This is a genomic window from Paenibacillus lautus, assembly GCF_050482385.1.
GTDB lineage: Bacteria > Bacillota > Bacilli > Paenibacillales > Paenibacillaceae > Paenibacillus_AQ > Paenibacillus_AQ lautus_B.
Genome location: NZ_JBCNHV010000016.1, coordinates 17,199 through 41,595, shown reverse-complemented (window position 1 = coordinate 41,595; position 24,397 = coordinate 17,199). Strand labels below are relative to the sequence as shown.

Annotated in this window: 23 protein-coding genes, 2 pseudogenes and 1 other annotated feature; of the genes and pseudogenes, 22 read left to right on the top strand and 3 right to left on the bottom strand. The window is 44.0% G+C overall.

The window, feature by feature from the left end; genetic code table 11:
• Positions 1-10: 10 nt before the first annotated feature.
• From ABEW73_RS20390 to ABEW73_RS20345, 10 genes and pseudogenes are all read left to right on the top strand, one after another.
• Complete coding sequence (locus ABEW73_RS20390) at positions 11-868, top strand: SDR family oxidoreductase (protein ID WP_430168137.1); 858 nt, start codon at positions 11-13, stop codon at positions 866-868.
• A gap of 228 nt (positions 869-1,096) precedes the next feature.
• Positions 1,097-1,513, top strand: coding sequence for a hypothetical protein (locus tag ABEW73_RS20385; protein WP_430168139.1), 417 nt, complete (start codon positions 1,097-1,099; stop codon positions 1,511-1,513).
• Positions 1,514-1,624: 111 nt separating this feature from the next.
• The gene (locus ABEW73_RS20380; protein ID WP_430168142.1) at positions 1,625-2,515 is read left to right on the top strand and encodes an RCC1 domain-containing protein; all 891 of its coding nucleotides are present in this window, start codon (positions 1,625-1,627) and stop codon (positions 2,513-2,515) included.
• 87 nt (positions 2,516-2,602) lie between these two features.
• Positions 2,603-2,800: pseudogene (locus ABEW73_RS20375) on the top strand (hypothetical protein); the annotation flags it as partial.
• An 82-nt stretch (positions 2,801-2,882) separates the two neighbouring features.
• Positions 2,883-4,619: a Rieske (2Fe-2S) protein gene (locus ABEW73_RS20370; protein ID WP_430168144.1), complete on the top strand. Its 1,737-nt coding sequence runs from the start codon at positions 2,883-2,885 to the stop codon at positions 4,617-4,619.
• A 746-nt stretch (positions 4,620-5,365) separates the two neighbouring features.
• A complete protein-coding gene (locus ABEW73_RS20365; RefSeq protein WP_430168146.1) occupies positions 5,366-6,151 on the top strand; it encodes a sulfite exporter TauE/SafE family protein in 786 nt (261 codons plus the stop codon).
• A gap of 187 nt (positions 6,152-6,338) precedes the next feature.
• Positions 6,339-6,974 (top strand): Vat family streptogramin A O-acetyltransferase, encoded by a 636-nt coding sequence (locus ABEW73_RS20360; protein ID WP_430168147.1) that lies wholly within the window; start codon positions 6,339-6,341, stop codon positions 6,972-6,974.
• 221 nt (positions 6,975-7,195) lie between these two features.
• Entirely contained in the window at positions 7,196-7,597 is a 402-nt protein-coding gene (locus ABEW73_RS20355) for a MarR family winged helix-turn-helix transcriptional regulator (RefSeq protein WP_430168250.1), read from the top strand.
• A 27-nt stretch (positions 7,598-7,624) separates the two neighbouring features.
• The gene (locus tag ABEW73_RS20350; RefSeq protein ID WP_430168149.1) at positions 7,625-8,263 is read left to right on the top strand and encodes a nitroreductase family protein; all 639 of its coding nucleotides are present in this window, start codon (positions 7,625-7,627) and stop codon (positions 8,261-8,263) included.
• Positions 8,264-8,273: 10 nt separating this feature from the next.
• A complete protein-coding gene (locus tag ABEW73_RS20345; RefSeq protein WP_430168151.1) occupies positions 8,274-8,570 on the top strand; it encodes a putative quinol monooxygenase in 297 nt (98 codons plus the stop codon).
• 85 nt (positions 8,571-8,655) lie between these two features.
• Here ABEW73_RS20345 and ABEW73_RS20340 read toward each other — a convergent pair whose 3' ends face one another.
• Complete coding sequence (locus tag ABEW73_RS20340) at positions 8,656-9,552, bottom strand: SDR family NAD(P)-dependent oxidoreductase (RefSeq protein WP_430168154.1); 897 nt, start codon at positions 9,550-9,552, stop codon at positions 8,656-8,658.
• 155 nt (positions 9,553-9,707) lie between these two features.
• On the opposite strand from ABEW73_RS20340, the gene ABEW73_RS20335 reads away from it, so the two are divergent.
• The 4 genes and pseudogenes from ABEW73_RS20335 to ABEW73_RS20320 all read left to right on the top strand — a co-directional run.
• The gene (locus tag ABEW73_RS20335; RefSeq protein ID WP_430168158.1) at positions 9,708-10,169 is read left to right on the top strand and encodes a MarR family winged helix-turn-helix transcriptional regulator; all 462 of its coding nucleotides are present in this window, start codon (positions 9,708-9,710) and stop codon (positions 10,167-10,169) included.
• Positions 10,170-10,688: 519 nt separating this feature from the next.
• On the top strand, positions 10,689-11,327 hold the full coding sequence (locus ABEW73_RS20330) for a hypothetical protein (protein ID WP_430168161.1): 639 nt from the start codon (positions 10,689-10,691) through the stop codon (positions 11,325-11,327).
• Between the two features lie 300 nt (positions 11,328-11,627).
• Positions 11,628-11,832 (top strand) — a binding site (T-box leader).
• 40 nt (positions 11,833-11,872) lie between these two features.
• Positions 11,873-12,643 (top strand): nucleotidyltransferase domain-containing protein, encoded by a 771-nt coding sequence (locus ABEW73_RS20325; RefSeq protein ID WP_430168163.1) that lies wholly within the window; start codon positions 11,873-11,875, stop codon positions 12,641-12,643.
• A 669-nt stretch (positions 12,644-13,312) separates the two neighbouring features.
• Positions 13,313-13,513, top strand: a pseudogene (locus ABEW73_RS20320) (hypothetical protein); the annotation flags it as partial.
• A 392-nt stretch (positions 13,514-13,905) separates the two neighbouring features.
• On the opposite strand, the gene ABEW73_RS20315 reads toward ABEW73_RS20320, so the two are convergent.
• A complete protein-coding gene (locus ABEW73_RS20315; protein WP_430168166.1) occupies positions 13,906-14,925 on the bottom strand; it encodes an alpha/beta fold hydrolase in 1,020 nt (339 codons plus the stop codon).
• Positions 14,926-15,069: 144 nt separating this feature from the next.
• On the opposite strand from ABEW73_RS20315, the gene ABEW73_RS20310 reads away from it, so the two are divergent.
• Positions 15,070-15,978: a LysR family transcriptional regulator gene (locus ABEW73_RS20310; RefSeq protein WP_430168169.1), complete on the top strand. Its 909-nt coding sequence runs from the start codon at positions 15,070-15,072 to the stop codon at positions 15,976-15,978.
• 510 nt (positions 15,979-16,488) lie between these two features.
• Here ABEW73_RS20310 and ABEW73_RS20305 read toward each other — a convergent pair.
• A complete protein-coding gene (locus tag ABEW73_RS20305) occupies positions 16,489-17,397 on the bottom strand; it encodes a helix-turn-helix transcriptional regulator (RefSeq protein WP_430168171.1) in 909 nt (302 codons plus the stop codon).
• 98 nt (positions 17,398-17,495) lie between these two features.
• Here ABEW73_RS20305 and ABEW73_RS20300 point away from each other — a divergent pair, with 98 nt between their 5' ends.
• The 7 genes from ABEW73_RS20300 (at position 17,496) to ABEW73_RS20270 (ending at position 24,291) form a co-directional block, all read left to right on the top strand.
• Positions 17,496-17,960 carry a VOC family protein gene (locus ABEW73_RS20300; RefSeq protein WP_430168174.1) on the top strand — a complete coding sequence of 155 codons (465 nt, stop codon included), beginning with the start codon at positions 17,496-17,498 and terminating at the stop codon, positions 17,958-17,960.
• A gap of 72 nt (positions 17,961-18,032) precedes the next feature.
• Positions 18,033-18,602: a YdeI/OmpD-associated family protein gene (locus ABEW73_RS20295; RefSeq protein ID WP_430168177.1), complete on the top strand. Its 570-nt coding sequence runs from the start codon at positions 18,033-18,035 to the stop codon at positions 18,600-18,602.
• A 200-nt stretch (positions 18,603-18,802) separates the two neighbouring features.
• Positions 18,803-20,017 (top strand): GDSL-type esterase/lipase family protein, encoded by a 1,215-nt coding sequence (locus ABEW73_RS20290; RefSeq protein WP_430168180.1) that lies wholly within the window; start codon positions 18,803-18,805, stop codon positions 20,015-20,017.
• A gap of 179 nt (positions 20,018-20,196) precedes the next feature.
• On the top strand, positions 20,197-20,874 hold the full coding sequence (locus ABEW73_RS20285) for a response regulator transcription factor (RefSeq protein ID WP_430168182.1): 678 nt from the start codon (positions 20,197-20,199) through the stop codon (positions 20,872-20,874).
• Positions 20,871-22,691 (top strand): sensor histidine kinase, encoded by a 1,821-nt coding sequence (locus ABEW73_RS20280; RefSeq protein ID WP_430168184.1) that lies wholly within the window; start codon positions 20,871-20,873, stop codon positions 22,689-22,691. The genes ABEW73_RS20285 and ABEW73_RS20280 overlap by 4 nt, the downstream gene beginning before the upstream one ends.
• Positions 22,692-22,906: 215 nt before the next feature.
• Entirely contained in the window at positions 22,907-23,359 is a 453-nt protein-coding gene (locus tag ABEW73_RS20275) for a VOC family protein (protein WP_430168186.1), read from the top strand.
• A 104-nt stretch (positions 23,360-23,463) separates the two neighbouring features.
• Positions 23,464-24,291 (top strand): polysaccharide deacetylase family protein, encoded by an 828-nt coding sequence (locus tag ABEW73_RS20270; RefSeq protein ID WP_430168187.1) that lies wholly within the window; start codon positions 23,464-23,466, stop codon positions 24,289-24,291.
• The last annotated feature ends 106 nt before the right edge of the window (positions 24,292-24,397 follow it).

The following is a 24,397-nucleotide window of genomic DNA, read 5'->3' as shown; positions in this document are numbered from 1 at the left end:
GAGTGTAGAAATGATTGTTGTTACAGGCGCGAATGGGAAATTAGGTCGGAAGGTCGTAGAGGAACTTCTCAAGCGTGTTCCTGCTGGGGATATTGGTGTGAGTGTCCGTGATGTGAACACGGCGCAGGATCTAAAAGAACGCGGAGTTCGTGTTCGGCAAGGAAATTTCGATGATTCCGAAAGTCTTCTTCACGCCTTTGAGGAAGCGTCTCAAGTTCTCATGATCTCGTCCCACTCCTTGGGAGAAGTTGCTGTTCGTCAGCATCAAACCGCAATCGACTCGGCAAAGAAAGCTGGTGTTCGTCGACTGCTGTACACTAGCCAAATGTTTTCAACAGCAACGTCGCATTTTCCTCCCATGAACGTTCATGCTGCTACAGAAGAGATGCTAAAATCTTCAGGAATGGCTTTCACGTCGCTGCGAAACGGCTTTTATGCAGCATCAGCGATCATGTGGATGGGTGATGCCTTGAATACAGGGGAATTGATTGCTCCGGAAGATGGTCCTGTTGCCTGGACCAGCCATTCCGACCTTGCTGAAGCCACAGCGGTCATCCTGACAGAGCAGAGATATGACGGTATAACTCCTCACCTTACGGCTTCCGAAGCGATTGACATGGATCGCATCGCATCAATTGCTTCCAAGCTCTTGGATCGACCGATTCGGCGAATTGTCGTGTCGGATGATGAATATCGGAACCACTTGACGTCCCGAGGACTGCCGGAAGCGATGGCCGGCATGCTTACGGGTATGTTTCAGGCAAGTCGACAGGGAGATTTCTCGCAAACCAATCCCGCTTTGGAAAACCTGATTGGCAGATCCCCAGTGAATTTTACGGATTTTTTAAAAGACTCGATTTCTCAATGATGAGAGTATAGATTGAAGGATCATAGTCGGTTTTTATACACCCTGGAAACATCACTGACGTAGTTGTCAGTGATTGTTCGTTTTAATAAACCCGAAAAGGGTTCTTTTTTTGTTATTTATCCAGGTATGGTAACTCGAACTAACAACTCATGTTAATGGTGATTGGTAGATTATCCGAGTGAGAATATTATAATGCGTATGTTTATTATCTCAGAGGGTGTGAACTAGGTGGAGAGAGTGATACATAGTGAAATAAGAGGAGCAGGACAAAAACTAAAAGAAAATGTAGAGTACAGGGAGGACCCGCATGGAAACACATCCTGGAGAGCACATAGTACCCTTTATTTAGATGATTTTGAGCTCGATTTTGCAGAGACTTTTTATACAGGTACTTGGTTTAAAGGTTTTAATCAGAAGGAAACCTTGTCCAAAATCAACACTCCTTCTATTTACATTAAGGCAACCACACAATATGGCGAAGATGGAGTGCTTTATGCGGCTAATCGTGATGAGGGTGCTGAAAAGGTACATAGCCTTTTAAAAGGAAATGGGATGGTAACGATAAAATCTGGACGTGATCGATGGGGCCAAGGTGGGGAGATTACGTTTTGCCAAAGATTTCAGTCTACTCTATGCGCAAGCTAAGCTTTCTAGTTTTGAGATTGCGAAAAATCAAAGGTGTGCAGGCTTAAACTTAGCACTTGCATGAATGTTGTATGATCGAAGTTGGAATGAAAAAACAAGGGGGAGAACTTCATGGAAAAAGGGAATCTTGGATTCAGCAAGATACGGGCAACTCCCAAAGACACCATAGCGGCAGGTCGTCGTCATACGGTTGGTCTTAAATCAGACGGCACGGTCACGGCTGTGGGTGATAATAAATATGGCCAATGTGATGTGAGTGGCTGGTGCGATATAGCTGCGGTTGCGGCTGGTAATGTTCATATGGCGACGAACACGGGTAATGCTCATACCATCGGGCTTAAATCGGATGGCACGGTGGCGGCTGTGGGTTGGAATAAGTATGACCAATGCGATGTTAGCAGCTGGCGTGATATGGTGGCGGTTACGGCGGGTTGGCGTCATACCGTTGGGCTTAAAACGGATGGCGCAGTGGTGGCTGTGGGTCGAAATAATGAAGGCCAATGCAATGTAAGTGGCTGGCGTGATATGGTGGCGGTCGCGGCGGGTGACTGGCATACCATCGGTCTTAAATTGGACGGCACGGTGACGGCTGTGGGCAATAATAGGTATCGCCAATGCAATGTAAGCGACTGGTGCGGCATCGTGGCGGTTGGGGCGGGTTATCTTCATACCGTTGGTCTTAAATCGGATGGCACGGCGATTGCTGTGGGTCAAAATAAGGTAGGCCAATGCGATGTGAGCGACTGGAGTGGTATTGTGGCGATAGCGGTGGGTAGTCATCATACCATCGGGCTTAAATCGGACGGTACGGTGGCAGCTGTGGGCTGGAATGAGTATGGTCAATGCAATGTAAGAGACTGGTGCGATATTGTAGCAGTTGCGGCGGGTTGCGCTCATACCATCGGCCTTAAATCGGACGGCACGGTGATTGCTGTAGGTGATAATGAATATGGCCAATGCGATGTAAGCAGTTGGGCTAACATCCAACTACCCAGCAATTAGATTTCAATATTTATAATACATATAATAATGAAATCCAAGCGCCAGTTTCCCTTCCACCGTTTATATTTTGTAGTAATATCCAATGCGGCGGAGCCCCTATCAGTTAACGTATTCTCACTGATCGGTCATCGTCGGTCGTTCGCCGGATCCATGATTGGCGGAATTCGCGAAACGCAGGAAATGCTTGACTTTTGCGCCGAACATCACATCGGTCCGGAGATCGAGGCCATCTCAGCCGACCAGATTGATGAAGCCTGGGAAGCGCAGAAAAAACCGACTTTATAAACATAACTGTTTAAAAAGTATTCGGAATAAGATATTCTATAAGCAAGGTATTCGTATAATACTGTAAAATGGAGGCGTTTACATGGATGGTTGGATTCAGGCAGGTACGGTAGAAGAGCTTCGGGAGCAAGGACCGAAGCTGATCAAGGGGGGCATCGTAGTATTTTATCACGAGGATGACGTGCACGCGCTTGATAACCGGTGCCCGCACCTCGGTTTTCCGCTGCACATGGGAAGTTTATGCAACGGAATTTTGACATGCCATTGGCATCATGCAAGGTTTGACGTATGCAGTGGCGGAACGCTCGACCCTTGGGCGGACGATGTACCGGTACATGATATAACCGTTCATGACGGGTTGATTTGGGTCAACCCCAAATCCCGGAACAGCAATCAAGTACAGCTGTATAAAGATCGGCTTCTGAGCGGCCTTGAGCAAAATATCGGTCTTGTCATAGCCAAGGCCATAGTTGGATTAATGGAGGCAGGTGTTCCAGAGACGGAAATCGCGGCGATTGGGATCGAATTTGGGGTCAAACAGCGCAGGCAAGGGTGGGGCTCCGGGTTAACAATTCTGACCGCGATGGCCAACGTCCTGCCAAAGCTTGATAAACAAGGCCGGATCCTTGCGTTGTTTCAAGGATTACTGCACACGGCGCGCGAATCAGCCGGTAGCGGAACGCGATTCTTGCTAGATCCACTTCCGAATACAGGCGTCTCCGAAGAACGTTTGACGGAATGGTACCGTGATTGCATCGAAGTTCGGGATACGCGCGGTGCGGAACGGGTGCTGCTGACCGCCGTGCAGGCGGGGGCGGATAAGAAGCGATTATTCTCTATGATGAGCATGACGGCGACGGACCATTTTTATATGAATGGAGGTCATACGCTAGATTTCCATAATAAGGCGTTCGAGAGCTTGAAGTACGTCGGGCACGAGCAGCACAAATATGTCCTCGCTTCGCTCATTCCGATGTTCGGGAACGCATCGCGCAGTGAAGAGCTTCATAGCTGGCAGTCCCCGGTCAATTTGGTTCAGCCGATAAAGGAAGCGTTTGAGGAGCTGACCAAAAATGGCGTTTCATCAGGAAGCGGGGGATCTGGCATCGATGACGAGGCGCTGCTCCAAGCGCTGCTTGGCGACGATCCGCTTCGGACAGTGCACATGTTGAAGGATGCTTTACTCGGGGGCGCCTCTCCAGTGCGCATCTCGAAAATTGCCGCATTGGCTGCGGCAGAACGGATCGTCCGCTTCCACACGCATAACGATTTCGGAGACTGGATTTCAGTGCTACACACGTTTACGCATGCTCACGCCGTTCACGAAGGTTTGATCCGTTCCGCCGATTCATGGCTGGTTCGCGGTATTTTCCATACTGCAGCTGCGATTTACCTCGATCGGTTTTTGAACATCCCCGCTGCCCCGAGACCGGATGCAATAGGAGCGACTGAGGAAGTACCGCAGCCCGCTGAGTTGCTTGAGATTCTCGACAAGCAACAGCAAGTGGCGCCGGCTGCGACGTGGGTGATTCGCTATCTCCGCAGCGGCGGAAAGCCGGAGCCTTTATTCAACGTATTGGGTCATGCGCTGCTTCGAGAGGATGCGGAATTCCACACCTTCCAGATGTACGAAGCGGCCGTGGCGGAATATGACCGCTGGGCTTCCGAGTCTGGTCCGTTCGCCGAGAAGGCCCGCGAAACTTTGATCCTTGCGGTTACCCGTTATTTGGCGTCGCATGCTCCGACTTCCCGTGAGACACCGCATACAGCTAAAATTGCATGGCGGCTCCATCGCGGCGAGAAATTGTTTGAAGAATAATAAAGTGAGACGCTACAATGATTGTAGAATAGGGGTATTAGCGGAACCAACTTTTATTGGGGGCGGCTCTCTTTGAGGGTCTTTTATTAATACTATATAACAAGGCTGTCGAGGTCTTCTCGACGGCCTAATCTTTAGAAGTTGAATTGCTCTTATCTATAGCTTGTGAGTATTACCAAGGTTGCTTTGTTGGTCCGGTTGTAAACTCGGTGGAAGGCGAGTGGGTGGAGCGGATCATAGGGCTTCAAGACGTTAAAGAGGAAGTCGTAATGCTGTGAACACCAGACGGAGAAGCGAATATAGAACTGGTCAACCGTTCGTGGGCCAGAAGGTACTATTTTGGAATTGGCTGAGAAAATAAAATAACTAATATTTCCTAAAGAGTAACACGTCGAAGAGGTGGGTTTATCATTCTTATCAAGATTTCCCGAAAACCATCGTTCAAGAGCCAAATGATGTAAAAGAAGAATGCATCGAACCAATGGGTTCGATGCATTCTTTTTATAGCGAGTTATATGTTTCATCATTAACAGGTTCTAACCCAATCCGTTTCACCCGGTGTGAGGGCTAATTGCACCATTATCTTTATTTATATCGAGTATAACAAATATCAATTATTATAATATGCCTTATTTCATTATCATTAAGTTTGTAAGCTAATCCAAATAGGAGTCATAACTGTAAGTTGTCATTCAGCGATGAGTGCGGGCTGACTTAAAGGAGGAAGTAGTATCATAGCATGGATTGTGTTTACTTTCATCGGGGTGTTTATCGGCGTATTATCCAGCCTTTTTGGTCTAGGTGGCGGCTTCGTTGTTGTCCCAATTCTATATGTTTTCCTTCCCCACGTTGTTCCTGCAGATTATGTTATGCATACAGCTGTGGGGACATCACTGGCTGTCATGATTATAAATTCAACGAATTCCACCTATAATCATTCGAAGCAAGGTAATATCAATTGGATGGTATTTAAACAATTAGCTGGTTTTATCGCATTAGGCGCTCTGATCGGTGGTCTGTTGGCCCCCTATATCGATGGTGGATTGCTCAAATGTGCATTTATTATGCTACTTTGTTATGTCATTATATCTAATTCGTACAAGAAAACAGCGAATAGTAACGATGAATTCTCGATCTCTCCTCTGCCAGGACGCATGTCCCGTTTCGTTATTGGATCGTTCATTGGCATTATTTCAACGTTGCTAGGGATTGGCGGTAGCGTTATGACGATCCCATACCTTAGAAAATATGGGATGCGGATGCTGCATGCGGTCGCTCTAGCTACACCACTAGGTCTGCCTGTCGCTATTGTCGGTGCATCCACTTATCTTGCTTCAGGATTACGGGTAGCTGGCATGCCAGATTCGACCATTGGATTTATTCATATACCTGCATTGATTGGATTTTCGCTTGGGGGGCTGATAGGAGTACCAATCGGGAGAAGGTGGGCTCAGAAAATTCCAGATACTTTGTTTTTTAGAGTTTATTTATGGTTACTTATCATCGTGGTCATTACGATGATTATAGAATAAATGACCCAACAAACATGATGACTTGTTTGATGAACCATTCGGCAATATAAATAGATCTTGGCGAAAAAAGTTTGTCTCTGGTATCGGCCCTCATCGAGATATTTTGATGCAGATTCGAGGTATAATAGATAATCTAGTAGAGCGCTGTAGTCTCTTTATTTATAAAACACGAAGGAGGGATTTTTATATGCAATATGGACCTGATCCTAATGCAATCTACCCAAATGAGGCAATTAAAAGTATATGCTTTATTAAAAACGTTGTAACACGCTCAAATATTATTGTCGGTGACTACTCATATTATGACGACATCAACGGTGCTGAAAAGTTTGAAGAGCGTGTCACACATCACTATGAATTTATTGGAGATAAGCTGATTATCGGAAAATTTTGCGCAATTGCAAAGGGTATTGAATTTGTAATGAATGGTGCAAACCATAGAATGTCCAGTGTCACTACCTATCCGTTTAATATTATGGGCCATGGTTGGGAGAAAGCGACTCCAACACTGGCAGACTTACCCCTAAAAGGTGATACTGTAATTGGAAACGATGTATGGATCGGTCAAAATGTGACCGTAATGCCCGGTGTACATATTGGCGATGGAGCAATTATTGCAGCCAATTCTGTAGTTGTAAAAGATATTCCTCCTTACCATATTGCAGGCGGGAATCCTTGCAAAGTTATTAAGAAAAGATTTGACGATGAACTCATCGATTATCTCCTTCTCATTAAATGGTGGGATTGGCCTGTTCGTAAGATATTTGATAATCTTGAAACACTATGCAGCGGGGACCTGACAAAAATCAAGGGGATTTATTAGCTCATTATGAGCAAAATAGGGCATTCTCGGGGAAATCCCGTAACACGGAACCCAGCCTTTCGTCCTTATACAGGATGAAGGGCTTTATATTTTATTCAAAAGACTTGATTTCCAGAAAACAAAGGTATATGATTGACCCATCAATTATTGATGGGTCAATGAATTGAAGGGGGGGCTATATCATCTCTACATGTCATACAGAAGACCTGCTGTACTTGCTAATGCATCTGAATAAGCATATTGCGACTCGGTTTGAGCGATGCGCTGGAGTAAGTCCCAATCGGTTGGAACTTCTCTACAAACTGACGGGAGGCGAAATTAGCCAGTCGGATCTGCAGAAAGCAGTATCTATTGATCCAGCTGCGGTGACCCGTCATGTTCAGCAGTTGGAAGCGGAAGGAATGCTTCTGCGAACCAGATGTGAGAATGACAATCGGATTACGTTGGTTCAGCTAACCGAAGTGGGCAAAAGTAAAGTAGCAAAGTTTAGAGCGGAGAAAGATCGATTTATGGAGGAACTTCAGGCAGACCTTACAGAATCAGAGCGACTTGCGTTTGTTCAAGTGCTACAGAAGATGAACAGCCAGATTCAACAGATGAAAGAATCTAGTAAGACCAATTAACTTATAGAGATAAAAGGAGAGAATATCATGTCTGTAACTTCCCTAAACAATAATTATAAAGAAATTATTACTTCCCGTCGCTCTGTGCGGGTATATGACCCATTGGTCAAAATCAGCCATGAAGAAATGACTGAAATTTTGGAAGAAGCGACTTTGGCTCCATCATCCGTTAATCTTCAGCCTTGGAGGTTTCTCGTCGTTGATAGCCCAGAGGGAAAAGCAACGCTTGAAGAGCTGGCACCAGGCAACAAAACACAAGTTTCTACTTCTTCCGCAGTAATTGCCGTATTTGGAGATATGAACGCATTCGACTATGCAGATGAAATTATGGGTAATGCTGTGGAACGCGGATATATGCCACAAGAGGTTAAGGATCAGATGATGGCAAATTATACCGATCTGTTCGGACGTATTCCGGCACAGACTTTCCGTGAAATGATCCTTATCGATAGCGGATTGGTTTCCATGCAGCTTATGCTTTCTGCTCGTGCCCGTGGATATGACACAAACCCAATCGGCGGATACGATAAATCCCGAATTGCTGAAGCATTTGGTATGGAGAAAGACCGTTATGTACCGGTAATGCTCATCTCTGTAGGTAAAGCTGCCAAAGAAGCACGCTTGACGACTCGTCTCCCTATAGATCGTATTGCGGAATGGAAGTGAGGTAACAGCGATGATTATTATCCATGCAGAAATGAAAGTAAACAGTGAATTAGAGGCAGAATTTTTGGAAGCCGTAAAAGAACTTATTGAGGCATCCCGTGTGGAAGCAGGGAATGTGTCGTATAACCTCCTGAAGGATACAGATAAGGATGACACATATCTCATGGTCGAACAGTGGAAAGACCAAGAAGCAGTAGAAGCTCACAATGCGAGCACCCATTTTCAGGCGTTTGTAGCTAAAGCTCCAAAATACTTGACAGCCCCGTTACATGTTCAAGCTTTTGCAGGTCAACCTATCAGCAAATAATTAACGTCTACAAGTAAAGAAAGGCCGCCCATAATTGGGTAGACCTTTTTTTGCTTTTCTTATCTACATACCGCTACATTCATATTTACTGATATGTGGCATCGCTCTTGGATATAAACCCCTTTTCCACCAGCAAATTTTCGGTGGCCTCCCACAGCTTGTTCTGCATTATCACATCCCTCCCAGGCGAAACAGGTTCAATTGATTTTCCGGTTCCAACATTAAAATATCCGCCTGTCATTTTTTGACATTCGGGCTCAACTATTAATCGGGTGATAATATCTGCTCCTTTTCGCGGATCTCCAATCCGAAGTGCTTTTAGCAATCGTTCTAATACGGAAGCGAACCAAAGTTCTCGTCCGAGGCCAGTAACATTAAATCCCGGATTTAGTGCATTTACGCTGATTCCCGTACCTGACCACCGTCGTGCTACTTCAGCGGTGAACATGATATTTAACAATTTGGTCTTCCCATAGATGGGGGATGATCCGCGAGAGGTAAAGGGAGTTGTATCAGTCAAATCATCGGGCAGCTTCAAAAAACCATGACGTTGTGAAGCTTCAGAGGCAACATTGACAACTCTTGCTTCCCGAGCATTTTGCAGGGACGGTTTTAACATATGTGTCAAAAGCCACGGCGCTAAATAATTGACAGCAATCATTTCAGGAAGCCCCTCAGAAGTGATACGGGGCACAAAAGCATGGATCCCCACATTGTTTAACAACACATCAATTTTAGGATAAGCGACAGTTATTTCGCTGCCAACCCGTTTAACGTCCTTCAATAGCGAAAAATCTCCATAAAAAAAATCAACTTTAGTTGATGGTGCAATCTCCTGAATCTTTTTTCTCGTCGCCTCAGCGCGTTCTTTACTCCTGGCAGTCAAGATAAGATCAAATCCGCGTCTTCCTAATTCGAACGCCACAAGCTGTCCAAGACCACTGGTAGCACCTGTAATGACAATTGTTTCTTTTTTAGACATCGTCATTTCTCCTTCATGTGATACATTTTTTTGAAGTTATCATTGCAAACAACAGGTAATGTAGAATATTTATTTAGTTGACATATGCAAATTATAATGATTTGATTGATATATGTCAATTAGTTATTTTTTGATCTAGAGAGAGGTGATTGAGGATGAAGGATAGTGAAATCAAAAATGAATCGAGGGGGAAACTGGAGATTGAATTGGGCGAGCAGCTTAACGCTCTCATCAGTGCTGCACATGCCCTGAATGTCAGAGCTGCAGCGAAATTCGATTCCTCCTTGCAGCCTGCCGCCTTCCATATTGTTCGTTGGCTGTATTCCTATGGCCCCACTAATGCCGCCACATTAGCTGAATCAACTGCGATGGACCGAAGTTCGGTCAGTCGCCTTGTCAAACAACTCCAGTCTTTGGGATATGTGAACAGGGAAGTGTCTCCTAATGATGGACGAGGAATTGTGTTGTCTCTTACCGAGTTTGGACAAGCAAAAACAATAGAAGCACTTAAGGAAAAAGAGTCTGTTTATTATGAACGACTCTCTGACTGGAAAGATGCGGAGCTTAATGTTTTTATCCAAATGCTCAGGCACTTCAATGGATTTAATCGACGATAAGTTCGTTCGGCAGTGTGATGCTTGAAAACACCTGCAAATCTGGACTGAAATGAATTTTTAGGGCACGAATCGTTGCGAAGCGATTGGCAACAAGCTTTGAGGTGTTCGGTATTGAAGGCGTATTCGTCCGCAGGTTACAACTTGTTCCGTTTGAGCTTGAGCCTTGTTGGATTCTTGTTAGGAAGCCTATTTCCAGGCTGGTGGTCCCAGCAGGGCATAAGGCAGACGAGGAGTTAGTGAGAGAGAAGATAGCCTTGATTGCTCGTACAGAAGAATGGAGTGGTCGTGTAGGTTTCTAGGAGGAGCGCTTAGCAGGACATAACTTTTTGCGTTTCTAAACCCTTACTTGGGTAATAACTCATAATTGATCATATAAATGTGATGAAACACAAAACGATGTTGCCTCAACAGTACTCAAAAACTCTACCCGATTGCAATATCGTAAAATCAGTGGCTGTCTGATCATCCAGTGCAGTTATGAAGCGTGGATGAACTAAATACAGAAAGGCGTGATCCAACGTGTATCCAAGACGCTCTGCATTTATGAGAATTTCAATTTTCATCATGGTTCTAACGCTTACGGCATGCTCTGGAGCAGCTGAGCCTCCCGCCAGTCCTGATGTATCAACACCTGCCAATGAAGAGGTCACGACTCCTGAAACCGAGAACGAGCAAGCTTCCGAAGTGACGCGTCCTCAGAGCGAAAACTTTGATTTGATGACGGGTGAGGGTAACCAGTCATATACAGCCACCTTGCATCAAGGCGAAGGCTTTTCCTTATACGTATTCGAAAAGTTTGCTTTCGACGCTGCCGAAGGACGTCTGTTTCTCAGCAGCAATCCAGAATACTATGTTGATATTGAGTCACTGCCTGCAAATTATGATCTAATGCAGCTTAAAGCTGCAGGGAAAAAGGAATTGGAAGAGTTCGGCGAAGTATCCGATTTTAGTGGAGAGCTTATCGAGCATCCGCTGGGTTCCGCCGAGCTCTACCTACAAACCTCGAGTGGTGAAGGGATTAACGACTATATCGTGTGGCAGTCTGAAACAGGCGACAGTTTCTTGTTCCGCCTTCATAATCCAAAAGGCGAGGAAGCTTCGGATTTTGCCGGTCCGGTGCTCGTTTCATTATCTACGGTTCAAAGCGATTCAAAATGAATGAGGTTTTTGCACCGATTATTCCAGAAGAGACGGAAATCACTGTTGTCAAAAGAAATCCTAGTATTAGCCAAGGAAAATAAAGTATTTTCTTAGTGCTTAAGTTAAGATAAGTCCCCTGTTTAAGCATTACATGCTACCCGAGTAAGTTCTTTAATAGGTGATTGGAAATGGAATATAATGAGGAGGACGTAGCCCAAGCGAAGGCGCGGGAGCGTTCTTTTTATTGAACTAACGGGCAGTTATCTTGAGCAAGTTCTTGACTAAGGTGACGGGAAAGAGTAATATTTAACCAATATCCGTAAATCAATGATGGAACAAAAGTAAATCATTAAACTCTTCACAGGAAAGGGTTTCATGACTGAGAAAACCCTAGAGTACTGATTGAAAATGCCAGTTCCAGAGTATGGCTAATACCCATCGGTTTGACCCGTTATAGTCAATTAAGGTGGCTGTGTGAAAATACAGCAACCTGGGTGGTACCGCGATTAATATCGTCCCAGAGCATTTGCTTTGGGGCGTTTTTTATTTTGGGAGGAGTCTATATGATATTAGAAAAAGTTATAAAAAGAATTGTAATACAAAGTGAATATAAGGATTTTGTTGATAAGTATATAGATAATATACTTACCGAATTTAAAGGTAAGATTCATAGCATTTATATGTGTGGCTCGATTCCAAAAGGAACTGCAAAACCTTTTAAGTCAGATGCAGACTTTACTATTGTATGTGTAAATCCCAAAGATATTGATTACGAAAGATTGTCAAATATTAAAGACAGGCTTTTGGGAGAATATCCAGTATTAACTAAGATTGATACGACAATTTGCTCGATTGACGATGTATTAAGTAAACCAAATGATTGGGGTTTTTGGGTAAAGATCATTTGTGTTTGCATATATGGTCATGACGTTGGTGAAGAAGTACCACCGATAATTATTTCTCCAGAGTTCATTTTAGACTTAAATACAGAGACCAAGAAGGAAGTAGATCGTAGACATAGTTTACTTTCTAATGCTAGTGATAACACAATGAAGAATAGATATATTAAAGGTTACTCTAAGAGATTAATTCGTGCATTATACTCTTTGGTTTTAGAAGATACAGGTGTATGGCAAGATGACATTATTATGATGAAGAATGCCATATTAAACTATTGTGAGATTGACTCCGCTTTAGTTGATTATCTGTATGCTTGTTACTTGGATAGTGATAATGTACTTGTTGAAGAGTTTCTGGGAATTGCAGATGAAGTATATAGCTATTTTGAGAACGCGTTAAATGCAATGGCTGCTTCCAGAACTTCCTTCGACTAACACCATATTGACGCATCGGGTCACTCTGAGAAGCGAGTCCACATCCAGCCCCCTAAGCCCGTCGGGACGTCACTGCATTAGGTGTTCGGCAAGCCTCACAACTATAAGCAGCGACTCTAATTAAAACATAAGACTATTGAGCTAACGGCGAACGTTAGTTCAATAAATAAGCTTTTACCACTTTTGAGCAACATGCTAAAATACATTAGTGCCAGTTAACCTCTGAGTCTAATGTGGAGCTTAGAAAGACTTCTATAAAGTATTTGTGGTAACTGGTACGGTATTTAGAAGGAATTAGCCCCTATTATGGAGTATATATTATTGTGCAGTGACCTCTCAGGGAACAACCGCCCAGAATAGGTTTGGAGCCGGCAGGACATCCTCCTGGACTACATTAACAGAAATGAGGCGTTCCAAGTTTTTGGCACTGCACATTTGATGATTATTCAACCTGTCGAAATGACAGGTTTTTTTGCATAGATAGACAAAGAACTTAACAGAAGCCCTTTAAAGTTATTGAGGCGGATTCTCGACCTCTCAGTTTATTATGGGTAATGCACCGAATCTAAAACCTGACATGCTACATTGGGCCCATTGTGGAGCTCTTAAGAAAACTTGGTTAATCTGGTGCAAATGAATCGAACAGGTGATCATAAGTTGAATAATTTTATGCTTACGGATACGAGCATTATTGAAGACCGAGACAACTCAAGAGCTTTTTATCCCTTCTATGTTGGAGTAGATATTGGCTCGGATTTCCATGTTGCTGCTTGCATTCCATTTGAAAAGTTCCGCAGTGAGAAGGAATGGAAACGCAGTAAAACAATGAAGTTTAACTCGGATAGCCAAGGGATTACACAGTTTATCCGGTGATAAAGTAAGATTAAAGATCCCAGCTAATTTAGAAGATTACGAACGCCAAGCGGATGTGTTAGCAGATGACGATGTCTTATAAACGCCAGCATCTTACACTGTCTTAGACTGAACATAAATAGCCCATTGCCATGTAAAATTGGAAATAAGAAGCATCCAAGATTACGGTGATGGGCTCATTTACATTTTCTAAGCACTACACTACATTAGACTGGCGATGGAATTATGCTAACGGGCAGAATCGCTCAGCAAGCACAACCGCACAAAAAGAAGGTCGACCAGTAAGCTCTGGTGACCTCATAATACGATCGGGCAGTAACGGTGTATTTACATCAAGACAATGACTTTACTTGCTATGCCTGACAAGACACTCTAATGCTATTGATGGTCTATCCATCTGTACTAAGCGCCAACAAGCGTTTTAGGTTATCATCAATAAATTTATTATCGGCACTGTTGATTCCGCGACCGGCAAAATGGCCCCAGATTGACTTGATCGGATTAAAAACAGCATTAGGCATAAGCTTAGCCTCGTATTCGTTATCATCCGCCGAGCAGAAGAGGTCCGTGCTCCCCGGCATGATGCAGGCAAGTGCTTTAATGCTCTTAAGCGCCTTATCGAAATCTCCGTTATAGGATGGGTTTGCACTAATATCTGCATGTTGGCCTGTCCATAGCATGGCCAGGACATTATGCGGATCCATATTCATAAAGCTATCTTCCCAGACGCCAGCCACAAAATCTTCCAAGGAGTCAAATCCCAGCTCGCGATAAAGCTCCTCTCTATAAAACGCATGCGATAATCCCCATCCGGCATAGACCCGGCCAACGGCGCGCATGTCTGCAGAAGTCAACTGGTTTAGTTTAGTTGAATCGAAGCCAACTGCAGCCAGCAGCGCTGCTCTCATACTGTCCAGGACCACAAATGTATGGGGCCAAGGCTTGGCAATTCCCGCGAAAGGTGCAATTCGTTCCACCATCTCTGGATAACTTGCACCCCATTGGTATGCTTGAATGCCTCCCATGGACCATCCAACGACAAGAGCGATCTTTTGAATGCCGAATTTTTCGGTCACCAGCCGATGCTGGAATTTAACGTTGTCATAGATGGTTACCTGGGGAAAATTGGCCCGGTCAAATGGGGGAGGCGTATTCGTGGGAGACGAAGATAATCCGTTGCCCAGTAGATTTGGAACGATAATGAAATATTTTTGCGGATCCAGTGCCATGCCGTTTCCAATCAACCATTCATTCTGAGCATGCTGGTCGCCAAAAGCCGTTGGATAGACGATGACATTATCTTTTTTCTCATTCAATCTTCCATAAGTCTTATAAGCAAGAAAAGCTTTCGGTAACGTCACTCCTGATTGCAAGGTTACGTCACCCAAATCAAAAATCTCATAATCCATCGTATTGTTTGCTCCTTTCAAAATGAAACCATACATTTAGAATGTATTTCTTGTACTCAGTATAGGGTCATGGTACTCTCAATAAAAGTGAATAGAATTCAAAGTAGTATTCAATAAAATTGAAAGTGAAAGGGAGCATCGTATATGGAATTGCGCCAACTGAACACGTTCCGCACGGTTGCATCAACATTAAATTTCAGTCGGGCTGCGGAAGTGCTGAACTACGTCCCCTCCAACGTCACGATGCAAATGAAAGCATTGGAGGATGAGCTTGGTGTTCGTCTCTTTGATCGTTTGGGCAAGCAGCTCGTTCTCACAACGGAGGGTAAACGCTTTTTAACTCATATCCAAGACGTTCTAAACAAATTGGACGAAGCTCGCAGCGTCGTTCATGACAATGAAAATTTAAGAGGCACCCTAACGATAAGTGCCAATGAGGTTATTTGCGCCTATCGGCTTCCAGCTGTCTTTCAACGGTTTCGTTCGCAGTATCCGGGAATTCGTCTGATCTTTCGCTCCGTTCCAAATCAAGAGCTCAAGCAAACACTCTTTGAGGGGACCGCGGATGTCGTCTTTATGTTGGACGAACCCATTCGCTCGAGCGGACTTGCCGTGGAGCCGATGGTGGAAGAAACTTTCCGCTTATTCGCTGCTCCTGACCATCCACTTGTGAAACAAACGGTACTGCAGCTGGAAGACTTTCATGGACAAGTGTTTCTTACAAATGAAAAGGGATGCCCCTATCGAACCATGTTTGACCGGCAATTTGAGAAAGAGGGCATTGATACCATTACTTATTTAGAGTTTCAAAGTGCCGAAGCCATTAAACAATGTGCAATTTCGGGAATCGGTATTGCCTTTCTTCCTGAAATCGTAGCGGAAGCCGAAATGAAACGGGGCGAACTTGTTGCTCTTCCATGGCAAATTCCGGACTTGCACGTATATACACAGATGTTATGGCATAAAGACAAGTGGCTCTCACCCATCATATTATCTTTCATAGAAGCAGCAAGGGAAGTTATCGGTAAAGAGGAAGAGAATAAAACCGTTTAGCTATATTAGTTAGCTACTTTAGCGAATGATTTTGGGTCCCATGCGGATCTAGGATTCACTGTTTACTGCAAAAAACGCGCTGTTATTCGGCCCATGCGGACACACGATCCGCTATTTTCCGAAAATCGGTTCATTTGGGAGTCTATCCGGACACACGTTCCGTTAATCTAACCATAACCACAAATTTAGCCCGCAATAACCTACAATAGCGGATCTCATGTCCTCATACATTCGCTAATGAGCAGAAAATAAACAAATAGCGGAACTACAGTCCTCAAACATCGGGGGGGACGTAAGCTTCAATAGGGACGATGGTTCACCCAACATTTGCATTAACCATATTAACCTAACTGAAGCACACCATTGAACCACGCGGATTTGATTACCATCCAAGGAATCCGAGATCTTCGTTGTTGGATCACCAAGATTGGAACAGACACGGGGGATACATCTGTCCCTACCAGAATATCCACATCGGATTTGTGCAGATCTGTGGCATTTTTAAAGCTTTCAGGAATATATATTGACCATTTCAAGCAAATAATTACGGAATTCTTCAACATAGGATTGAGGTTCTACGATTTTTAGATTCGTACCGAAACTTGCTAAAAATTGAAATCCAATACTGTTCTGAGGAACATGGATAGTGGCTAAGAAATATTCGGAATTATAGTTTTCAATACTCTTGCGACCGTATCTTTCAATGAATTGATCTTTGATACTAGGCGCAATCAACGCCTTGATAGCAACAAGTTGGGGTTGATAACCTGCTTCATCTTGTTCTAATTTATAATCTCTAGGAATAAATGTTTGTTCATCCATATTGAGATTGTCGATCCTGGATAATTTAAATGTTCTATATCTCTGACGATGTAAGCAGAATCCCTTCAAATACCAACTCGTTTCGCTAAAATGAAGCTGATACGGCTCAACAATTCGATTCGTTATCATGCCATTTTTATCTATATAATCAAATGAAATTAACTTTTTCCCTGATATCGATTCCTGGCACGTCTTCAAGGTTTGAAGAATCTCAGACCGACCCACCCAATCATAAAATGATAGTCGGACTGAACTTTTCAGTGACATGGGGTGAACCATGGCTTCCATTTTTCTAATCGTGATTTCAACTTCCTCGCTAATTAGAATTTGTTCCAATCCGCCGAGCGCAGTCAATATATTTTCTAAGTCGGAGCTGCTTAAAAGACGTTTATCCACCTTGTATTCATCCATAATACCGTACCCGCCATGAACTCCATGAACTGAATAGATGGGAATGTTGGATAAGCTCAGTGTTTCCATATCGCGAAGAATCGTTCTTTTGGAAACGTTAAATAATTGTGCAAATTCTTTTGTTGAAACGATATCTTTTTTCAGCAATATCATGATAATAGATATTAATCTCTCAACCTTCTCCATAGCTGCCCCTCTTTTGGTACAAATTTTAAAATGGTGACATGCGTCTGTCACCACTAATAAATTATACTTCATTTATCAAAAGAAGGAGGTACAACTTTATGTCAGCTATTGTATATTTAAACTTTGATGGAATCGCAGAAAGAGCAATTGAATTTTATTCGGAGGCTCTAAATGCGAACGAGGTAAAAAAAGTGAAATTTAGGGATTTTCCGCAGGATCCAAACTATCCGTTGCCAGAAAATGAACTCGATATGATCATGGAGTCTTCGGTAGAATTTGCAGGCGGGAAAATGATGATGTCGGATATTTTGCCTTCCATGAAGGCGGTAACCGGTGAGTTAGTGAAAGGAAACAACGTAATTATTAGTATAGTCATGGATGATAAACAAACATTGGAAGAATACTTTAATCATTTGTCTGTTGGCGGCCATGTTGTGATGCCGTTATCCAATACACCTTGGTCTTCGTGCTTTGGAATGCTGGTTGATCAGTTCGGAGTTGCCTGGAAATTTAATAGCGACGCAGATAAATTTCTTGATAAAGTCATTTCAAACAAACAGTAACATATTTAAAAATGGCCTTGCATTTAAAGGCCATTTTTACGATTCCTTTTAGAAAGGTATTGTATTTTATCTATGGAAATTGAGCATGTAATTCCAGCAAAATCGAGAGAGGATTTAAGGATTTGGCTGCAGAACCATGGCAAGACTGAGAAGTCTTGCTGGGTCCTGGTTAGTATGACGCCAACCCCTAATAAGTTGTTATATTTGGACGTCGTTGAGGAAGCCTTATGCTTTGGATGGATTGATGGAGTCAAAAAGAAAATGTCCGAAACCGAGCTGGCTCAGAGACTTTCTCCTAGAAGTAAAAAAAGCTCATGGACTGAATTAAATAAAGAACGTGTCCGCCGTCTCGAAAAGTTGGGGTTCATGAGTGACGAAGGCAGGAGGGTTCTTCCTGACATGGATCACGGTTCTTTCAGAATAGATGTGGTCATAGAACAAAGGCTAAAAGAGGAAAAGCTAGTTTATGAGAATTTCATGGCATTTCCAGATCTTTATAAAAGAGTTCGGATCGACACGATACAAAGCAATAAGAATCAGCCAGAATTATTTAAGAGCAGATTAGACAAATTCATAACCAACACGAGAGAAAATAAAATGTACGGTCAATGGAACGATAATGGTCGTCTATTAGATTATTGATATTTCTGGGTTGAAGGCACACAATCCTAGTCCGGTTGAGAACCGAACTAAGGTTGGGTGCCTTATCTATTTTGTCATTGGAGCTCTATTGTGTTCGACAGTATAAAATCAAAAAAATAAGACGAATTGATCTTTTCTGCACCTGAAATTGATATCTCTATCCTATGATATGGATACTTGCAAGAAAGGAGTTATGGTGTATGAAAATGATACAACGATGGGTAAGCATTTTTCTGTCAACAGCGATACTATCGACTCTCGTCGCCTGCAGTGCGGCTGACGACACGGGTCAGTCTCAGCTCGCTACGACGCAGGAGCCTGTGAACGGCGTCCAGGAAATGTTCGGCAGCAGTTTGTTCGTAGGCGACTCTATTATCGGAGGACTGACGAATGAGGACCTGCTGCCTGGAGCAAACGTTATGGGGGGACTGGGCGCAACAGTCCAATCTACGTTGGACAACGTCGAAGAAATCACGAGCCGCAAGCCGACGCATGTGTTCCTGTCAATGGGGCAGAACGATCTGGGGGAACCAACGGAGGAAGCGAAGAAGACGTTCATACAGCGTTACACCCAACTAGTTGATCATATAAGGGAACCATTGCCGACTGCGCGCGTGTACGTACTGTCGATTACGCCGGTAGATACCGCAACGCCGTTCAGTGCGACCATGAACCCGCAGATTGAAACATTCAATGCGGCCCTGCAGAAGATGGCTAAGGAGAAGGGAGTAGACTTCATTGACCTTGCCCCCATTTTCAGGCAGCACAAGATTCAATACGATGAAGACGGCTCTCATTTCAAGAACACATTTTACCCAATCCTCTTGGGCTATTTGAAGGAGCAGACGGATCTGGCCCAGCAGCCGCGTGGTCCGTTGGTCATCGATCCGAACGAAACCTATAAAAAAGCGTTCAGCAATAGCGTTTTCCTGGGGGATTCCATCCTGGGCGCGTTGTCCTACCTTAACAAACTGGATTCGACGAATGTTATCGCCCCAAGCGGTGCGACGCTCGATCTCACCCTCATGAATGTCGAGAAACTCGCCAACCATGCGCCGGAGCATATATTCATTCTGCTGGGCAGCAATGACATTCGGATGTCGGACAGGCAGACATTCATCGAGAACTATCGCCAGCTGATCAGCAGCATTCGGATCAAGCTGCCCAAGACTGATATTCACATCCTGTCGATCCCGCCAGTCGACGAGAACGCCCGGAAGCAAGAGGCTCGGTACACGAACATTACGGACTTCAACCAGGCACTTGATCAGTTGGCCGATGAAATGAAAGTCGATTACGTAGACTTGTCACCTCACTTCGCGGCCAACAAAATCAGCTACGCGTACAATGGCGTTCATTTCAAGCCGGATTTCTATCCGCTGCTTCTGGATTACCTGATGGAATTCGTAAAGTAGGGATGTCGCAGGTTTAGGTGAGCAGAAATTTTGCGATTTTAGTCCCAAAATAGATAAGAGTTGTGTCTCGAGAACAACGTTTGTCTAGTATTTGAAAACGTGTTACTATCCAAATGAAGCACATACTGGTGAGTCTGAGGGGCTAATGTTAAGCTCATTAAAACTTGAGAGGTTGTCACATGTCTAAAACAATAATGATTGTAGAAGATGAGTTTATTTTACGAGAAATCATAAAAGATTATTTGCTTGAAGAAGGTTATGAAGTGCTTGAAGCGGACGATGGCAAAAAAGCTCTGGCGCTATTCCAGGAACATGAGCTGGATCTGATCATTCTGGATATCATGCTCCCTGAATTGGACGGGTGGTCCGTATGCAAACGCATCCGAAAAGTATCAAACGTTCCGATTATCATGCTGACAGCCCGTTCGGATGAGGATGATACCTTGATGGGTTTCGAACTGGGAGCCGACGATTACGTAACCAAGCCGTACAGCCCTCCAATCTTGCTGGCACGGGCAAAGCGGCTTTTGGAGAGCAGACAGACCCGGGAACAAGAAGACGATACATTGTCCAGCAACGGTATTTCCATCCACTTTCCATCCCGAACGGTTACGGTGGATGGGGAAAACTGCAGTTTGACCCATACGGAATTTGAAATTTTGGCTTATCTGATGAAAAACAAAGGAATTATTATAACCAGAGAACAGCTGATTACAAAAATCTGGGGGTATGATTTTGTCGGCGACGATCGGACTGTCAACAGCCATATCCGTAATTTGCGTTCCAAGTTGGGGGAGCATGCCAAGCATATTGCCACGATCGTTCGATCAGGTTATAAATTCGAGGAGAACTTATGAAAAAAGGCATTGTTCTTAAGCTGTTCCTATTCACGACGGGATTATGCTTGTTCATTCTTGCCGTAATTTTTATAGGGCAAACCGTATTTTTCAAACAGTTTTATGTTCATCAGAAAGTGAAGGACGTGAACGCGGCGCTTCAGGCTTATGAACAAGACTACCTGGATTATGCAGTAGACACGCAGGGGACGGCAAAGCTGGAGCAAAACTTTTATCAAAAGCATAACACCTGGATCACGACTGTGGACACCCGAGGTAATTTAAAGTACACCGATGATTTCTTCATGGAAATCAAGCTGAGACATTCGGATGACGCTATGTTTTCCAATAAAACGATGACCATCCCTCTATATAGTGTGATCAACGTAGAGGAATTCAGCGGCGATAATTCGTTCCTCACTCCGTGGATTCAAGAAGGGGAAGAGATCGCAATGGAAGGCTTGATTATGAATGGCCAGCCAGTTATCCAGCGGATGGGGAGGGGCGATTCCAGTCTAAGAGATGAAAGTCGGCTGGAAAATCGGCAGATGGTGAGCAAAGAGTACGAGGTCGTCACTCGATATGCAAATCCGATCGAATATCATGAGCAATATCCCACGTTTTTGGTCAAAGGTATCATTACGAAAGTTCGGATACCGGAAGGTGCTGGAGTCTCGCGTTATACCAATCACTTGTTACTGGAACGTATTAAAGCTTTCCAAGCAGATCTTTTGTACGGCGATTGGCAGGATAGCAAGAACGATTATCAGATCGTAGATTATGAAGAAAATCACGTGAATTACAAAATCTTTGTAGACCGCATTCAAGATCGCGACGGGAATCCCGCATATCTGTTCGCGATGACGTCACTTCAGCCGGTTAATGAAGCCGCAGGGATGATCAAGGAATACTATGTCTACATCATTATTGCCACTCTGCTTCTCGTGGTGCTGGCATCGTTCTATTATTCTCGTCAGATCACTCGGCCGCTGCTGCGCATCAACCGTACCACACGGCAAATGGCGGACCTTGATTTTTCGGAAAAAATTCCAATTATAACGAAGGATGAAATAGGGGACTTGTCACGCAACATTAACGAGCTCTCCGAGCGCCTACACTCTCATATTCTTCGGCTTGAGCAGGACATCGAGAAAGAAAAGCAGCTGGAGAACACGAGAAAAGAATTTATATCCGGCGTATCCCATGAGCTGAAAACTCCTCTAAGTGTCATTCAGAGCTGCCTGGCCATTATGAAGGACGGGGTGGCAAGCCATAAAAGGGATTATTACTTCAAGGCGATGGAGGACGAAGTCAAGAGAATGGATCTGCTGATCGTGGATATGCTGGAATTGGCCAAATATGAATCCGGAACGTATACCATGGATATGGATTCTTTTTATATCGACGCCGTTATCGAGCGGGTATGCGCAAAATTGGCAACCGACATCGAGGCAAAGCAATTACATCTTGATCTGTCACTGAAACCTGTCGAAGTGCTGGCAAATGAGCGGCGAATTGAGCAAGTCGTTGTCAATTTCCTCAGCAACGCGATTCGCTATACGCCGGAGCATGAGTCCATTCACGTCAGCATCTTGGAAGATGGCGACACCGTTAAAGTATGCATTGAAAATAAAGGAGCCCACATTCAAGGCGAACAGCTTGAGAAGATCTGGGACCGGTTTTATCGCGGCGAGCCTTCCCGAAAACGATCGACTGGAGGGACCGGGCTTGGCCTTTCCATCTCCAAAAAGATTCTGGAAATGCATGGTGTCCCATATGGTGTAACCAATACTCCCAATGGAGTCTTATTCTATTTTCATTTGAATAAAAAAGCGTAGAACCGCGGTTCTACGCTTTTTTAATTTAGGCTATGTTAAATAAAAGTTAATTTAATGTCCGAAAACCAAATTTCACATTTTACTATACTGTGACCTATCTTTGTTATCATGAACTGTGACAAGATGTTAATCGTTTGGAAGGAATTAGTAATTCTTGATAGAATAAATATGAAGATGATCAGGTAATACATTTGTACACATAAGGAGATAAAATTATGGCAAAAAACAATTTACTAAGAATGGACAATGTTGGCATCGTTGTAGAATCCCTTGATGACGCAATCTCTTTCTTCGAGGAGATTGGCTTGAAGCTCGAAGGGCGAGCTACTGTCGAAGGTGAATGGGCTGGTCGCGTAACCGGGCTGGGTTCACAGTGTGTAGAGATTGCTATGATGGTTACCCCAGATGGCCACAGCCGACTTGAACTTTCGCGATTTCTCACCCCACCTACTATATCAGATCACCGAACTGCTCCTGTAAATGCCCTCGGTTATTTACGCGTCATGTTCACCGTTGAAGACATTGACGAAATGGTATCCAGACTCACAAAGTATGGTGCTCAGCTCGTTGGCGAAGTGGTTCAGTACGAGGACTCCTATCGGCTCTGCTACATTCGTGGAATTGAAGGACTTCTAATCGGTTTGGCGGAACAACTCGGTAATAAATAATTGACTTTTCGTTGATAGACGTTTTTCTTATATTTATTTCATCTGCACCTTTTCTGCACCTTCCCCCATTATCATTTCTTTTTGAGAGAGGGGATGGATCGAAAATGACAGCAGGGACAGACCTTGATCAGAGTCTGAGGAAAAGAAAGCTTAAAACAAAAAAACGAAGACGGCGAATCGTTTCGATTGCAGCCATTGGTTTGCTTTGTTTTTGTCTGATGAGATGGATGCTATGGGATCAGGCTCCCGTTTCGGGTCAGCATGGAGAACAGTCTGTGAACCAACTGGTTACAGGGAATGTTAACAAGCCTAAACCGGAAGGGAAGATGGTTTATTTAACGTTTGACGACGGTCCGAGCGAATGGACGGGGGAGTTTCTTGACGTGTTGCAGCAATATGGCGTAAAGGCGACTTTTTTCATGCAAGGAAGCAACCTGCAGCGCAAGGATCTGCAAAGTGTCGTGAAGCGTGCAGCAGACGAGGGACACTATATTGGCGGGCACAGCATGACTCACCAATACAATAGACTGTATGAAGACAGGCAATTCGTATCTGAGATGAAAGACAACTTGGCGTTCATCCATGAAATTACAGGTAAACGGCCGAATTTGGTGCGACCGCCATACGGTTCAGTGCCTGGACTGGACGATAAGATGCTGCGGGACCAAATTGCCCAAGAAGGAATCAAGATTTGGGATTGGACCATTGAATCGAATGATTGGCAACTGAAGGATCACCCGGATCAAATTCTCGAGAACATCAAACAAGCAACAAAAGTCGATTGGGAAGTCGTATTGATGCACGAAAAGCCGCAAACGCTGCAGGTTCTTCCGGAGATCATCGAATTCTACGAAGAAGAAGGCTACCAATTTGGTGTTTACGACGATAACGAGCATGTTCACTTGAATTTTCAAAAGGATCATCGCTTGTAGATGCAGAAATAGCATCCTTTAAAACAGGGAGCTGTACTTGAAGGTCTTTTAAGGACCTGTCAGGGACAGCTCCTTTTTGTTTGCCGCAGCCTAAGCCTAATACTCT